This is a genomic window from Paenibacillus sp. Root52 (assembly GCF_001426865.1).
GTDB lineage: Bacteria > Bacillota > Bacilli > Paenibacillales > Paenibacillaceae > Paenibacillus.
Genome location: NZ_LMFO01000001.1, coordinates 679,861 through 694,845, shown reverse-complemented (window position 1 = coordinate 694,845; position 14,985 = coordinate 679,861). Strand labels below are relative to the sequence as shown.

12 protein-coding genes are annotated in these 14,985 nt (G+C 41.3%); 2 read left to right on the top strand and 10 right to left on the bottom strand.

Annotated elements, in window-relative coordinates; all coding sequences use genetic code 11:
• Window positions 1-137: 137 nt before the first annotated feature.
• A complete protein-coding gene (locus ASD24_RS02915) occupies window positions 138-1,331 on the bottom strand; it encodes a winged helix-turn-helix domain-containing protein (RefSeq protein WP_056691226.1) in 1,194 nt (397 codons plus the stop codon).
• A gap of 415 nt (window positions 1,332-1,746) precedes the next feature.
• On the bottom strand, window positions 1,747-2,541 hold the full coding sequence (locus ASD24_RS02910) for an alpha/beta fold hydrolase (protein ID WP_056691223.1): 795 nt from the start codon (window positions 2,539-2,541) through the stop codon (window positions 1,747-1,749).
• Window positions 2,542-3,127: 586 nt separating this feature from the next.
• Here ASD24_RS02910 and ASD24_RS02905 point away from each other — a divergent pair.
• A complete protein-coding gene (locus ASD24_RS02905) occupies window positions 3,128-4,042 on the top strand; it encodes a LysR family transcriptional regulator (RefSeq protein ID WP_056691219.1) in 915 nt (304 codons plus the stop codon).
• A 420-nt stretch (window positions 4,043-4,462) separates the two neighbouring features.
• On the opposite strand, the gene ASD24_RS02900 is transcribed toward ASD24_RS02905, so the two are convergent.
• The 6 genes from ASD24_RS02900 to ASD24_RS02875 form a co-directional block, all read right to left on the bottom strand.
• Entirely contained in the window at window positions 4,463-4,816 is a 354-nt protein-coding gene (locus ASD24_RS02900) for a hypothetical protein (RefSeq protein ID WP_056691215.1), read from the bottom strand.
• A 28-nt stretch (window positions 4,817-4,844) separates the two neighbouring features.
• Window positions 4,845-6,023: a Ger(x)C family spore germination protein gene (locus tag ASD24_RS02895; protein WP_056691213.1), complete on the bottom strand. Its 1,179-nt coding sequence runs from the start codon at window positions 6,021-6,023 to the stop codon at window positions 4,845-4,847.
• Entirely contained in the window at window positions 6,020-7,120 is a 1,101-nt protein-coding gene (locus ASD24_RS02890; RefSeq protein ID WP_327205218.1) for a GerAB/ArcD/ProY family transporter, read from the bottom strand. Before ASD24_RS02890 ends, ASD24_RS02895 begins: the two co-directional genes overlap by 4 nt.
• 28 nt (window positions 7,121-7,148) lie before the next feature.
• Complete coding sequence (locus ASD24_RS02885; protein WP_056691206.1) at window positions 7,149-8,837, bottom strand: spore germination protein; 1,689 nt, start codon at window positions 8,835-8,837, stop codon at window positions 7,149-7,151.
• Window positions 8,838-9,379: 542 nt separating this feature from the next.
• Window positions 9,380-9,688: a Dabb family protein gene (locus ASD24_RS02880; protein ID WP_056691203.1), complete on the bottom strand. Its 309-nt coding sequence runs from the start codon at window positions 9,686-9,688 to the stop codon at window positions 9,380-9,382.
• 33 nt (window positions 9,689-9,721) lie between these two features.
• Entirely contained in the window at window positions 9,722-10,744 is a 1,023-nt protein-coding gene (locus ASD24_RS02875) for a Gfo/Idh/MocA family protein (protein WP_056691201.1), read from the bottom strand.
• 214 nt (window positions 10,745-10,958) lie between these two features.
• Between ASD24_RS02875 and ASD24_RS02870 the strand changes: the two genes are divergently transcribed.
• The gene (locus ASD24_RS02870) at window positions 10,959-12,155 is read left to right on the top strand and encodes a helix-turn-helix domain-containing protein (RefSeq protein ID WP_056691198.1); all 1,197 of its coding nucleotides are present in this window, start codon (window positions 10,959-10,961) and stop codon (window positions 12,153-12,155) included.
• A gap of 137 nt (window positions 12,156-12,292) precedes the next feature.
• Here ASD24_RS02870 and ASD24_RS02865 read toward each other — a convergent pair whose 3' ends face one another.
• Both ASD24_RS02865 and ASD24_RS02860 read right to left on the bottom strand, forming a co-directional pair.
• On the bottom strand, window positions 12,293-13,717 hold the full coding sequence (locus ASD24_RS02865) for a GntP family permease (protein ID WP_056691195.1): 1,425 nt from the start codon (window positions 13,715-13,717) through the stop codon (window positions 12,293-12,295).
• Between the two features lie 49 nt (window positions 13,718-13,766).
• Complete coding sequence (locus ASD24_RS02860) at window positions 13,767-14,840, bottom strand: Gfo/Idh/MocA family protein (RefSeq protein ID WP_200956121.1); 1,074 nt, start codon at window positions 14,838-14,840, stop codon at window positions 13,767-13,769.
• Between the last annotated feature and the right edge of the window lie 145 nt (window positions 14,841-14,985).

The following is a 14,985-nucleotide window of genomic DNA, read 5'->3' as shown; positions in this document are numbered from 1 at the left end:
TCGTACATGACGATATAATCGAACGCATCCCCATTCATCATTTCCTCTCCTTCAGTACCTCCTCAATTAGGGCAGGATGGTCACAAGTCATCGTCGTTAGATGTTTTTTCAATCCCCCTAATTAAATATAAGGCATATCAGTTCATAGACTCTGTGGAAATCGTCTCACATTCGTTGAAGACTGCAAACCTTTGGATACAACGGTTTAAGGCTGTTCGCAATTGCTTTGTTTGTTTCACACCGTGTTCGTACCAGATGTTTTTAATAACGAGGGTTCCAGTTTTGCGCTCCACAAAGGTCTCTACTCGTCCAATGAAGCTCTCTCCATATAATATAGGCAGCACATAATAGCCGAATTTTCGTTTGATTGCAGGCGTATAAATCTCCCAGGTATAGTCAAAGCCAAACAATTCGTTGATCAGTTTTCTATCCCAGATCAGATTATCCAGCGGGGCAATAAGCTCGCAACGCAATCTCGACTCCTGATTGTGCAGAACGGCTTCAATAAGCAATAAATCCTCCGTGAGACAGTACAGCGTATCTTTCATGTGTTCCACGGCAACAGCAATAATACGACCTTCGTGTATTAGCTGGCGAAATACCTCGGCGCGCTGTGCTGCTTTCAACCCCCATATATTCAGCCATGCATCTGACGCCCGATTCCATAAGAGACCAACAGAGCCGATTCGACGCAATACACGCCATTTATGATGCTGAAGCTCATCCTCAAGTGGCTCTGGTGCATTCAGCAGATTGGGCTGTATGTACTTCTTGGCTATGTCGTAATATTTACGCGTTCCTTTTTTATGATGGATAACTAACTCACCCGTCGAATACATCTGTTCTAGCACCGACCTAGATGAATTGTTTCCGCCGCTCCAATGGATGGCCGATTGCCAAGAGAACTCTCCATCTAATTTTAAATCATCTGAACTTATTGCTCCGTGATTTTCTATATGAGCCCAAACTTGTGCTGTCAACGCTTGCATTTCGGGATAGCGCTCGCCATGTTGTCGGGCGGCTTTCCTGTATCGCTCGAAATACGGCCAGTCTTCGACAGAGATCATGGCCAGGTTTTTGTCGGGATAATCGACTAGGCTTCTATCCTTATACAGCAACTCTGCAAGCATTCCCTTGGTAAATCCCTTGATTCGCGACTGTAGCACCAATTCGGCGTTCTTTCCGCAAACATCAATGGGGTCGTACTGAATACAGCTGACCTGCCTAACAAAGTCCAATACGCCCTGCTTCCCACTAAATTTATATTCGCCCAAAAGTCCATGCTTCAACAATAGAAATTGCCTTGCCTGACGGTTTGTTAATTGGATCATGCTTGCACCTACCTAGAGTTTAGTATTGTGGGAGCCACTATCAAGGAAGACATCTATTGATTATTGCATTTCTTCATTTATCATTCACGTTTCTTTTATCATACAAAATACTTCCTCAAAAGAAAAGAATAAAACAAACATATGTTCCTAGGTATAATGGGTTTTATATAACGCCTATAGATAAAAAAACAGCTAATCACATAGATTAGCTGCTTTCTCTGTCGAAGGATATTAAACTTGTTTCATTTAAGTTTAAAATGGTGCTGGGCATATTTGGATACGATCGGAACAGCATTGAACAGATACCTCACAGTCAACACGATTAAGATAACAGTGAGCACCCATAGAGTAGGACTCAATATCATCGTTATAATTAGCAATAGATGCTGCACAGAGAAAAATAATTCGTGTTCTTTTAGGCTAATACAAACTCAATAACTTCCCGATTGAATTTTTCTCTTTCCTCGTAGAAAGGGGCATGTCCGCTGTTTTCAAAACGAACAAGTTTTGACGTCGATACGATTTCGTGAGCTTGTTCGGCGGCGGGGAATGGACATACTTGATCGTGAACCCCATGCAGCATCAGTGTCGGGACACGGATGGCTTCAAGATCGGAGCGAAGATCCTCGCTTCCGATTGCTTTTACCGTTTCGATCGTCGCATGAACATTCGCTTCCATCCCCATGTGCCATAACCAGTTTTCTATCCCTTGGGAAGGCGCCGTGTGGAAAAAACCTTTAAACATATTCGTCAGCGTTTGCGGCCGATCAGCTTGAAGTCCGACGATCAATCCGTTTACCGCTTCTTCGGGAAGTTTGCTCAACGTCGCGGCTCCGAAAAGCATCAATTTGGACACTTTATGTCCCCGATGTCTGCCCATATACCGAGTTACAACGCCGCCGCCCATAGAGAAACCGGCTAGTGTAACGTCGTTGAGGTTAAGCTGATCGATCACGGCCTTAATATCGTCTGCCATCCGATCATAAGTGTACCCGTTCAGCGGGTGGTCGGAACGTCCGTATCCTCGCAGATCGATTCCGATAAAACGGATACCATGTTGAGGCAGTACCGATTGCTGGTACTCGTAGATCCGATGATTGACAGGCATACCGTGTACAAATACAACCGGTTTGCCTTCGCCTACATCTTCCACATAAAGCGTGACATTTTCTTCGACCTCAACATAATGACCATTAGCTGTATGCAACATAATAATTTCCTCCTTGTAGTTAAGCGTTCCACTCTATATCATCACGGTAGACTTCATAAGCGCGGTCGTATTTCATGATTCGGGCTACCTCCGTCATGAAAGCTTCGTCATAACCCACTTTTCGAAGCAATTCCTGTACACACACTTGTCTGCAAAACTTTTGTTCTGAAGAGAGCGGATACAGCGATACAAGCGATCGTTGTGCATTTCTTGACGTGTTCCGCATCCCCCGGGAATTAGAAAGACATATAAATCCGATTCTTCAACAAACGAATAATTCGGAACTACTGTCGAGCCAGCCTGTGTTTGTACAGGACGAAGGAGTCTGCTACCAAAAACACATCCAATTCCGGATCAAGTCTTCGCTTTACCGAAAATACGCTGTAAAGTGCGGCATAGTCGATGACTCCGCATCTTTAAACACATAAATGCCTAATCAAAATCCGCTTTTCCTCATCATGATGGTTCCTCCTTGAAGATATTGTTGGCTTGAGAACTTCTTCATGTTATCATCGGTTTATCCATTTTAAAAACGAAAAGATATGATAGAATCCATTTGTTTTTTCGATACCTAGGAGGAAAAATCATGTTGGAGACCTTGGAAGGGCGATCGTTGCTTACTTTTTTGACCGTATTGGAAGAAGGGAGTTTCAGCCGTGCCGCTGAAAAGCTGGGATATGTACAATCAACGGTTACTTCACAGATTCAGTTATTGGAGCAAAGCTGTAATAAAAAACTTTTTCACCGACTTCCCCGTGGCGTAAAGCCGACTGAAGCGGGCGAACAATTTGCACTTTATGCCCGGAAATTTGTACAGTTGGGTTATTCGCTCGAAGAAGCATTGGAAAATCTGGATCATCCCCGAGGCACGATGCGTTTGGGATCGTTGGAATCTTTTTTGGTGACACGAATGTCTGATTTTATGCATTCTTTTTTCACAAAATATACCGAAATCCATCTGCTGCTAGAAACGGGATTTCAGGCGGACATTGTTGAACAGATTCAGTCTCATGTACTCGATTTCGGAATCGTACCGGTGGATCCCAAAAAAGAAGATTTGATTTTTGAACCGCTGATCGAAGAGGAAATGATCGTTGTCGCCTCCAAAAATCTGGCTCGTTTGATCGAAAACGAAGGATGGGAAAATACTTCGGGGATTCAGATGATCGGATTCGGCTCCCGCTGCGTCTATCATACGGAAGGACTCAAACTGTTAAACGAAATGGGGCTACCCTCCGGAATCCGTTCGACGGGATTTGCAAGTACCGAACTTGTACGACAGGTCGTAACTTGCGGACTTGGTGTTGCTCTTGTACCTAAAATCACGATGGCTCAAGAACTTGCGGAAGGCAGTGTCATCTCGCTCCCCATGCCTCGAAAAGTCACCTTCGTTCACGGCATCGTTCGGCACAAAAAACATGTATTGAACACACCTTCCAAAGTGTTTTATCGCGCATTGATCGAATATTTTTCCAATCGAACTTCAATAGAACCGATCTAATATAAAAATGTCGCATACTGAACTGGAAAAATCGTTCCTGTCTCGTATGCAACATTTTTTTTACATGCAGATCTGTTCGTTCTTGTTACATTCGCACGCCGTAATGCTGATTATCTGCTCCCTGATGCCCGGCCGAAAATCGTAGGTCACGCCAATAGCTATCTCCCGCACCAATTCGTGATAAGACGAGCTACGCATTGCTTTCGACAAAAGAGCAAAATGAAATATCCTTTCATTGCTGAAAGGGAATATACGCACGTACTTGTGAGAAATAACATTATATAAATATAATTGCAGCTTTCTTCCCTAACCCTAGTGAAGCAACTGACGAAGTTCCTCAACTTCCAGACGCGTAGCAGGCTGGTATGCTAGACTCTGCACATAACGTTGGAAGCTGTGTTACCATTAACCTCTCCAGATTCAGCGCTCCCATAGCACCGAGCCTGTGATTCCGTTCAAAATTATCAATGGTCTGCACAATTGGCTGAAGTCTGTAATTAATTCATCGAGAATGATAGGTGAGGATTTGGATACGAAGATCCACCAAGGATAAGTGGAATACTCCTTTGTGACAAAATATTCAAAAGCCGGATGGTTTTGTTGAATCAACAGGCCATTGTGCACACGGAAACTTCTCTTTTCATATTTTCCGATATCGATCCGAACATGGGATAGGATCAGAAATCGGTGCTGTAGAAAACTTGGATCATATGTGGGATTCGGGAAAAGCAGAATATCTTCTCCTTGCTCTAGCAGCGCCAGTGCCTGAACCATATTCTTGTCCCTCCACACGTTCTTTCTCTTAGTCCGCAGTCATGGATGAGGCTCCGTAATCATCGAGATGAACCTTGGTACGGAAGGTCACTGGAATTGTGACGAATTCTTCTTCCCAATTCTCCTTCACTCTTTCCCAAACAGCAGGATGTTGGATCCGTAGAGCTTTACCCAGGTCAGCCACCTCAACATGCATTTCTTTGAGTTTAGCCATTGATTTCTTGGCAAGCTCCGTAACCTCTTCTTCCACAATTTCAGAATAATGCTCCAGTGTATGATTGTCCATTTTCTTTATTTTAGATGAAAACACCTCGGACAAGCGTCCTTTTGAATTCATCTCAATCTGAAAGGAGATATCATTACCTTTCACCGTTGCATTAACCTTGCTCTTCAATGATTTAATTTCATATACAAATTGTTGTTGTAGTTCAGGCTCTTGTACCTTGTAGATCCCTCCAGAAATCTCTCCTTTGATCCACTGTAAACCCTCGACCTGAGATTCGTTCAGATATCCTGCATATGTTTGTGTTTTCCCTTTGACGACACCTGCTCCTCTAATCTTCAATACACCTTTTTCGACAATGGCATTAGGTAAAAGAAAGCTGGATTCCGATGTTAACGGTCCAATCATATTCGCAAGTGTAACAGGTTTAACTAGCCTTGAGATTCGTTTGCGGTTATCAGATAGTTCTTTGAGTAAAAATGCAGGAATTTCTCCAGCTAAATGTTCTTCCAAGATATCACTAGCCGTTCCTGTCGATATATACACCTGGAGACTTAGGCGAATATCATTGTCAGCTAAATAAAAATCAAGTAACTCATGCATCGGAATATCTTGTAGAAGTCTTGAACTAATCACAATAGTTTTTAAATGGAAGCCTGCAGGCGAACGGTTTGTCAGAAAAGTCTCTCTTGTCATTTCCATAATGGAATCACCAACCACCTCTTCATTTTCAAACTTCTTTTCTTGTGAGCTACTAGACTTTGCTCCTGCTTCGGGTAGAATATATTGGACGGTTCGTCGAATTCTCTGTTTTTGAGGATAATCTATTTGCTCAACTCCCCGCTCTGCTGGCGGTACGGTGTCAAACGCAATGCCTGCTTCAAGATAACGATCCTCAATAGGTAGGCTGCTCCAACATCCTGTCAACAGAATACTACATCCGACAATCAGTAATAATACTTGAGTTGTTCGAGATTGGCTCATGTTGATTTGGACCTCCAACGGGAAATAAGAAGAAGGATTAACGAGAGGCTCGAGAATAAAATCAGATTAGCTTTACCAATGTATCTTCCCATTTGAAGTAACTCATTGATATCCCGAGGGACCCGGGACACAATTAACATAACGGGCAAAAGAAAGTAAACACTCCATGCATAAGGAAGCTTCGCTACATGGGATAAACCCAATGCGGCACAATAAAAAGCAATACTAAATGTAGCAAAAATCTCCATAACCCAGATGGACAAAAGTAAGGACTCAAATCGTTCCAAAGGTAGATTCTTCACTTCCACACTGCGTGTGAGGTCAAAAAATGGCCAGACCCGAGTCAGTATTCCTTCAGCTGTAAAAGCGCCAATACATAAGATCGTTGCAGTCGTATAGAGTATAATTGCGATACCTATTCCCCAACCCATTATGCGGACTGCTTTCTCTGGTTGTTCCAACTTGGCAAGTATGAATAACATGATCTCACTCCCACTAAAGGCCAGGGTCGTTGTATTCACGCCATGAAAAACAGGAGACATTCCTTTAGATAACACAGGACGCAGTGTGCTAAGATCAAAATTTTTCAGTCCAAGCAATAAAATTAGAATATAGATCACAATCGTAATTGGAACGATAATCTGACACACTTTAGCTATTACATTGGTCTTCTCCATACACAAGTATAATGAAATCCAGACAAATAAAGCTTGAATAGCCCACCACGGTGTACCTTCAAGAAGGAAAAAGGAGGTAACAATCTCCATAGATCGCATCTCATAGCTTGCTAAGTTGATGTAGTACACGATTACTATACTTCCAATGAATTTTCCAATCCATGTTCCTACGATTTCTCCAACATATTCATAGAAGTTCATTTTAGGGAATTTCCGGCTTAATCTGATCATGACCCATGCCACAACCATGGCTGCAATTCCTCCAAGAATGACGGACAACCAGGCATCTGCACTCTTAACGCTATGTACGACTTCTCTAGGCAACGTAAAGAGCTCTACACCGACAATAAATGTAATCGTTAGACTTATGCCCTGTAGTGTAGTAAGCTTACCAGTCTCGTTCAAACCTGATGACATCATGTACCCTCCTTGGCGAATGTCTTAGGTATTAACTTTTTCGTTTTTTATCCTTAGTTTGTAAGATCCGCGGCCGTCCTCTCATGAACTGAAACGGTGCACGTATGAGGTAATCTCTCCATTCCTTAATGGAAGGCGAAGCAGCCATGTCGATATAGGGAACTCCAAAGCTTTTCAACTTGAACATATGGACGACCAAAAACAAGAAAGCCATGATTACGCCATATAGTCCAAACATTGCAGCTGTAAACATGATCGGAAACCTTAATAAACGCATGGCAATCCCTGCACTATACATTGGCGTAGCAAAAGAAGAAATCGCAGTCACCGCAACGACAATAACCAAAATTGGGCTTACAATACCGGCATCTACCGCAGCTTGTCCAATGATGAGACCACCTACGATTCCCATTGCAGGACCAATGGGTTTAGGCAAACGTAATCCTGCCTCGCGCAAGATCTCAATGGATCCTTCCATAATGAGGGCTTCAATTAACGTTGAAAAAGGTACCCCCTGCCTCGTCCCAATAATTGAGATCACGAGATTGGTAGGGATGAGACCTGGATGAAAAGAAATAAATGAAATATATAGCGCGGGAGCAAATAATGAAATCAGAGTAGCTATGAAGCGCAGAAAGCGAATAAAGGAACTTGGAATCCAACGTTCATAATAATCCTCGGGCGACTGGAGCATCATGGCATAAGTTACAGGCATCAAAAGAGCGTAAGGCGATCCATCCAGTAAGACCGCTACCCTTCCTTCCAATAAGGCTCCCATGACCCGATCAGGACGTTCAGTATTTTGAATCTGAGGAAACGGACTAAGGAAATTATCTTCAATTAATTGCTCTATGTAGCCTGATTCCAGCACTTCATCTATATCAATTGCGTGTACACGTCGTTTTACTTCTTCGACTAATTCGGAATTAGCGATATCACGAAAATAGACGATCATCAGTTCCTTTTCGACTCGACTTCCTACCTTGCAAGAGACCATCGCCAGTTCATTACTTTCCCCCTGTCTTCGCAACATGGACGTATTATCACTAAGTACTTCCGTAAAGCCAATCCTAGGTCCCCGTAGAACAGATTCGGAGATCGGTTCTTCAAGCGATCTCGATTTCCCCTTTGGCGTTCCAAGAACTAACACTCCCTGTATCCCATCTAGCATAAGAATGACTGAACCAAATAAAACTTTACGTAGGCTTGGAATAACCTCTTGTACAAATTCTATTTCAGACACCAACAACAGTTGTTGATCTAATAAATGTACGAGCTGCTCAGGAGCTAGTTTTGTATCAAGGGGTTTGTTTGCCCACTCTAGTAGGGGTTTCAGCACGTTGTGATCCATTTCATCCTTATCGGTTAATCCATCTACAAAGTACAATACCGCATAACAATCCAGATTGCTTAAATACAGCGTTCGTTCATTAATATCATCCATTTCCATGGCAGCTTGTTTAAAGAGATTCATATTCGTTTCATAATGATCTGTATACTTCAATCCTTCATCGTTAGGAAGAATCGTAGAAGAATTATAATTGCCCTCTTCTTTATCTACAAAAGTACTCTCCATTCTCTGTTTACGTTCACTTAGTCTCGCGTCTGCTAACTTAATCTGGTGAAAGAAACCCATGATCAGCAAAGGAATTCCTGTTAAACATACTATGCTAATCCATACACTCCACTCAGGTACATGATCCAATATTTTCTTCCACATGACCTGGTTCTTCCCCCTCTGATTACTTATTTCACAATTAGAGTGACCAAGATTCTACAATTCATGCATCAGTGGCATAAAAACCTTTATTCCTGCTCATATTGAGCAATGGTCTATCAGTAACATTTTTGAATGCACGATAAGTTTGAACCCCTAGAAGCCATTTGAACATATGTTGCAAGAGGTCGATACTTATTTTCAGCCTGGTCAGCGTATATGTCTTATTGGTGCATTTGCTTTAGACGAAACAAGAGATCGATCTGCTATTGTAATTCGTAGTATTTTATACGATGGATTGAGGCATTAAGTAAATTACTAGTTTGAAAAGGCATCTCCAACGAGGATGATGATCATATTTCAGAGGAAACAATCGGCAGTAATTAGGAGGGAGGATTAATTTTGAGTAGAGTACTTGATGATTATTCCGTTTTTGAATGTACATTGACAAGTTGACTCTCGGAATGTTAATTCTTCGGGAGGGGTTTCACTATAAGTGAAATGAAGCAGTCGATTCAATCGACTGCTTCATTTCCTACACTTTCCTAATCGAGCTTTCCATAATCAATTTCCATAAACTGTTTCACTTCCTTCGCCCAACGACTTGAAACAAATCCAACATGTGTTGGGTGCGCATTATATGCTTCATAATCTTCTCTATTGTTAAATACCATAGAGAAGCCGAAATCATAATTATTCTTAGGACTGATCTCACGAAAGACTTGAAAATTGTTTACCGTAGGTATACTGCTCAACAAGGATTTTCCATCCTGCAGAAACTGTGTTTCTTCTGCCGCTCCCTTCTCATGCTTAAGTGAAAATACGACAGAATGAATGATTTGCTCGTTGTCCATTAATATCTCTCCTTTAATCACGTTTAATAGCCACTAATCCTCAAACGGGTATTGCAGATTCCATTGTCTCCGGAGCTCATCACACTGCCTGATCACACCTAGACTCTTATCCCATGTCATAATCGGTGATTCCTTCAGACCTTGTCTAATACATTCGTTCACATGAGCTATTTCATACTGAAAGCCCTTATCCTTAATCCCGTCTATATGCTGTGGCACAGGCTCATCATACGTCGTTAGCTCCCCATTCTTCATCACTTTTATCGTAATTGGTCTCCAGAACGTGGGTACTTCAATGTACCCCTGTGTTCCATAGATCATCGCTACACCAGCCATATCTGTTCTAACACCACTACTCATTACGGCAAGCTCACCTTTGTCATACTTAGCAATATACGTGGCTTGTTCATCCACTTGTACATGGTGTTCATCAGAATTAATGGTTGCAAAGCCTGTCAAATCTACAGGTGATTTTCCCAACAATTCCTCCACGAAGTGAAGGTTGTATACTCCTGTATCCAGGAGTCCACCTCCGGCAAGATCAGGATTTATCAATCGTTGCTCTTGAGTCATATATGCGTCGGGTAAACGGAAGGAAAAGGCCGAGTGGATGGATCGAATCTCACCAATACCCTCTTCCGTAAGAAGTGCTTTTATTTTGTTGATCATCGGGAAGAAGCGAGTCCAGGTACCTTCCATAAAGAAGACATTGTTTTTCTTAGCTGCTGAGACAACCTCAAGTAATTCCTTTTCATTGACACAAGCTGGCTTCTCTACCAAGACAGATTTCCCATGTTCCATTGCCAAAATAGCGAGTTCTTTATGCGCTGTGTGCGGAACGGGGATGTATACCACATCAATATCATCTCTTGATGCCAAAGCTTCGTAAGTTAGCGCTAAAGGTATAGCATGTTTCGCAGCCATCTTCTGAGCGCTCTTCATTGTCCTAGAGGCAATGGCAACAATCTCCATCTCGTCTGATTGCCTTGCGCCATTCATCCATGTATCTACGATTCTTCCGGAGCCCATAATTCCCCATCTTATTTTGCGTTCCATATGCTATCTCTTCCTTTCTCAACCTAGACATGAAATCCTGCTAAATTCTAATTATGAATTGGGATATATATTTGACTACGGATTCATTCTAAGAGCTGGGGAAATATACTTATATCACAAATCTCTTATTTGTATCACTAAAGCTATATTAGTATGTTGGATAACATCTCATTTATTTGATACAATGCCCATAATAAAAAAGGAGGTTTAACGATTGAATACAGATTACCTTATCCAACACGTCTCAACACAATTGAAAGCAGATGTGTATCAATATACACCGCACGGCGAGCTAGTCTATACCCTCATCCATTATCCGACAATATCCTCGGATGCTTCATACGCTGTAAAACTAAAAGACTTCATGTTATCTATAGCAACGAACAACATCCCTATAATCGCCACCTTTAATCAGCTACTCTATTCCATTGTTACCACCCCTGACCATGTATTTCTAGTTGGGCCTGTTCGCATGCAGGATCCTATAGCCCTGAAGCACTCTGCACCTGATCTTGGTATAAAATCAGACCTCGTCCCGTTATGTCACTTGCACCACCTGATTCAGCATCTGTTATTACTTAACAATTTGTATTCAGCTGAACCTATAACAGAAGAAGTGCTACGAAGTAGCAATATAAGTGTCCAGGCTGAGGAGGATGTCAAAAGACATTTCACTGATGTTATTTTCCATAACCAAGAAGTAGGGAGAATGCATTTTCCCTACGCTCAAGAAATTCGCGAAATGAGTTGTATTCGTAATGGAGACATAGATCAATTAAAGAAGAGTTGGAACGAACAAATTGACGGGTATTTTGGGTTATTGGCTGAAGACCATCTGCGATCATTAAAAAATGTGAGCATTGCCGGTATGACTCTCGCATGCAGGGCAGCCATTGAAGGTGGAGTGTCCCACGAGATGGCCTATTCTCTAGCCGATAGCTATATCTATAAAATGGAGGAGCTCTCCGAGCCCCAATCCGTACAGCGTTTGTTTCGAGATGCAGAACTGGAATATACACGTATGGTTTATGAAGTAAAAAGACATAAGTCTCGTACTCATCATCCTAGGAGCAGTCACCCACGTATTGAACTGTGTAAAAATTATATTTTCAAGCATCTTCACGATAAGATTTATATTAAAGATATTGCACAGGAATTAGACATGAATCCAAATTATTTAACAGAATTGTTTTATAAAAAAGAAGGCATCACTATTCGCGATTTTATTATGCAAGAAAAGATTAAATTAGCACGAAATCTATTAATGTATTCAAAATACACCTATAGTGAGATTGCGACTAATCTCGGATTTTGCTCTCAGAGTCATTTCGGTAAAAACTTTAAATCAATTACCCAGCTAACCCCTAAGCAGTATCGAGAGATTTATGGAATACGAGATTACATTCAATAAACGCAAAAAGGATGCGATTCACAGATAGGCGGCACGGTCCACAAAAAAGAAGTGACCGTTTCCCTTGAATCGGAAAACGGCCAAATTTACTTTTGGATACAATTGCTCAATAGTTTGGGATCGCAGATATGTCTACCCTATGCCCAACCAAGAATTGATAATATACAAAGTATTGCAAAGGCTACTATACCACCTAATCCGTTAATAGTAGTAAAATACTTCAAACCTTGTTTCGTGTTGAAATTATAAAGTGAAGTCATAATCCAGAAACCACTGTTGTTTACGTGCCAGAATACCATTGACCCAGCCCCTACGGCCAGAGTAGCCGCTACCGGAGAAATCCCAAGTATACCCAGCATTGGTGCAACCAAGGCAGCTGCTGTCATAGATGCAATCGTCATTGATCCACAAACTGCCATTAATATTGCAGAGAGAATAAATGGAATTAACAATTTTGGAAAGTCAGTCCCAGCAACCATCATTCCTAATTCATCAATAACAGGATTTTCTCTTAACATGCCCCCCATTGCACCACCCATACCGGTAACGATCAGCGGCATAATAGCAATTTTGAGAGCTCTGGTTAACCAGTTATTCGTTGAGATTTCCAAAATTGAAGAATTCTCACTAATAGGTTCATTTTTCTTTGCTACTTTAATTACTTTTGGTTTTCTTCCTAGAATCAGGAACATCATTAGAATGACACCGACAAACAAAGCAAATACTTTATCTCCAACTGTGGACAATACTGCATAAGCATACGATCCTTCTTCAAATATCATCTTACCGAATGAACCAGCGGAAATAAGAACAACTGGAACAATTAACGGCATAAATGACGTCCAAGTAGATGGCGTATTATCCTCTTTGATATATAGTTCTTTTATCGTTGCGTTTTCTTGTACAGTTTCAATTTCTTTAGAGAATTCAGGTAATGGTTCAATAAATTCTACTTTGCTCATCTTTTTAATTGTAAGCATATAGGTAATTACAAATGAGGCAACACAAATAATTGTACCCCAAAGAATTACTTTACCTAAATCAGCACCTAATAGAAGAGCAACTGCTAGAATACCAGGATGCGGAGGCAAAAGTCCGTGTGGAAGAGTTAATCCAAGATTTACATAAGGAGCGATTTTTGCCATATTAATTTTTTTTCTTTTTGCTAAAATGGATGAGATTGGAGCAGTTAACACCATTGCAATATCACCAAAAACCGATAAGGCAACCATGAAGCTTGTTAAAGATGGAGCAAGCTCAAGACGCTTACCTTTAAATAATTTAATAAAGAAATTTGCAATACTTGTTGATGCACCTGTATCTTGAATTCCGATTGCAATCACTGCTCCAAAAATTATAGTAATTGCAACCCCGGATAAAGTCGAACCAAAAAATTCATTAATCTTTGCTAATGTTTCAAGAAGCGAATTTCCGAAACATAAACCTAAAAAGATTGAAGTTAAAAAGAGAGCAATAACAGGATGGATCTTTAGCTTCAGCGTCCCGAATGTTAACATGATGACTGCTGCTATTAAGATAATAATAAATATCGTAGGTGTCATACCAAAACTCCCTTCTCGCTTACATTGTCATAGTTGTGATCATACGTTTTTATTTCAAAGGGAATTTTATCGGTCTGTTCTCTTGCGTACTCCGATAAATTGCAGTGAAAATCTCTACTGTCCGTCTTCCGTCGAGGCCATCTATGATTGGCTTATTTCCAGTTGATACCGCATTCAAAAAATCTTCTATTTGTTCCTGATGATAGTGATACAAGGAATCTGCTTGATTGAAAAAGTCAGAATCACTCTGCTTCCATTCCTCTAGCCTATGTTCTTCCCCAGGTACAGTCCAAACATCGTTAACTGGTGGCTCAGTAATTTCAGACATTCCTGCGATAAACATGGCACCTCCGTCGGTTTGCACTCCAACCGTTGCACCATTATCACCATGAATATGAACTTTTCCATAGAGTGCAGGATCCTGTGAGTTACTCACCACAATGTTGCCAAGCCCTCCATTTTTAAACTTAATGACAGCTACAGCAGTATCATCAACCTCGATGTAAGGATGATTGAGATTAGCCCATTGTCCATACACTTCCTCTACTTCACCCATATACCACAAGAGCAGATCGATCTGGTGGGGCGCTTGATTAACCAGTACACCTCCGCCTTCACCGTCCCATGAACCACGCCACGGATCACTTTCGTAGTAAGCTTGATCGCGCCAGCCATACATATTAACTGTACCTAGAACGGGCTTGCCAATCTTTCCTTGATCAATAGCCTCTTTTATTCTCATACATGGAAGATAGAATCTGCGCTGCGAGATAGTGCCCACTTGAACTCCTGCTTTTGATGCAGCATCAAGAATGGTGTCAGCATCTTCTAAACTGGAAGATAGGGGTTTCTCAATAAGAATATGAACACCCAAATTGGCAGCGATTACTGCTGACTCAGCATGATTTGGATGCGGTGTACAGATGCTGACAACCTCAATTTTTTCACGAATAATCATCTCTTCAATGTTGTCATATGCTTTAACTCCATATTGGTCAGCAAATGATTGTGCACGTCCCAAATTTCTACCACACACCGCTGTAAATTCAGAATCCTTCAATTTCGCAAAAGCTTTTGCATGGAAATGACCGACTTTTCCAGTTCCGATTATGGCAGTTCTCATGGTGTTCATTTCGACCCCTTTATTGTTAGAATTAGCACGCTTTCATTTCTAATGATAAGAAATTTTCACCTCTTTCCTGTGATCGGTCTACTTGTATACAAGTTAGATTAAAAAGAATCCCTCTCTACTTGCATATCTTAGTTAT

Coding starts and splice junctions, on each gene's coding strand:
- ASD24_RS02915 (WP_056691226.1), bottom strand. CDS start 1,331: ATGATCCAATTAACAAACCGTCAGGCAAGGCAATTTCTATTGTTGAAG.
- ASD24_RS02910 (WP_056691223.1), bottom strand. CDS start 2,541: ATGTTGCATACAGCTAATGGTCATTATGTTGAGGTCGAAGAAAATGTC.
- ASD24_RS02905 (WP_056691219.1), top strand. CDS start 3,128: ATGTTGGAGACCTTGGAAGGGCGATCGTTGCTTACTTTTTTGACCGTA.
- ASD24_RS02900 (WP_056691215.1), bottom strand. CDS start 4,816: ATGGTTCAGGCACTGGCGCTGCTAGAGCAAGGAGAAGATATTCTGCTT.
- ASD24_RS02895 (WP_056691213.1), bottom strand. CDS start 6,023: ATGAGCCAATCTCGAACAACTCAAGTATTATTACTGATTGTCGGATGT.
- ASD24_RS02890 (WP_327205218.1), bottom strand. CDS start 7,120: ATGATGTCATCAGGTTTGAACGAGACTGGTAAGCTTACTACACTACAG.
- ASD24_RS02885 (WP_056691206.1), bottom strand. CDS start 8,837: ATGTGGAAGAAAATATTGGATCATGTACCTGAGTGGAGTGTATGGATT.
- ASD24_RS02880 (WP_056691203.1), bottom strand. CDS start 9,688: ATGGACAACGAGCAAATCATTCATTCTGTCGTATTTTCACTTAAGCAT.
- ASD24_RS02875 (WP_056691201.1), bottom strand. CDS start 10,744: ATGGAACGCAAAATAAGATGGGGAATTATGGGCTCCGGAAGAATCGTA.
- ASD24_RS02865 (WP_056691195.1), bottom strand. CDS start 13,717: ATGACACCTACGATATTTATTATTATCTTAATAGCAGCAGTCATCATG.
- ASD24_RS02860 (WP_200956121.1), bottom strand. CDS start 14,840: ATGAGAACTGCCATAATCGGAACTGGAAAAGTCGGTCATTTCCATGCA.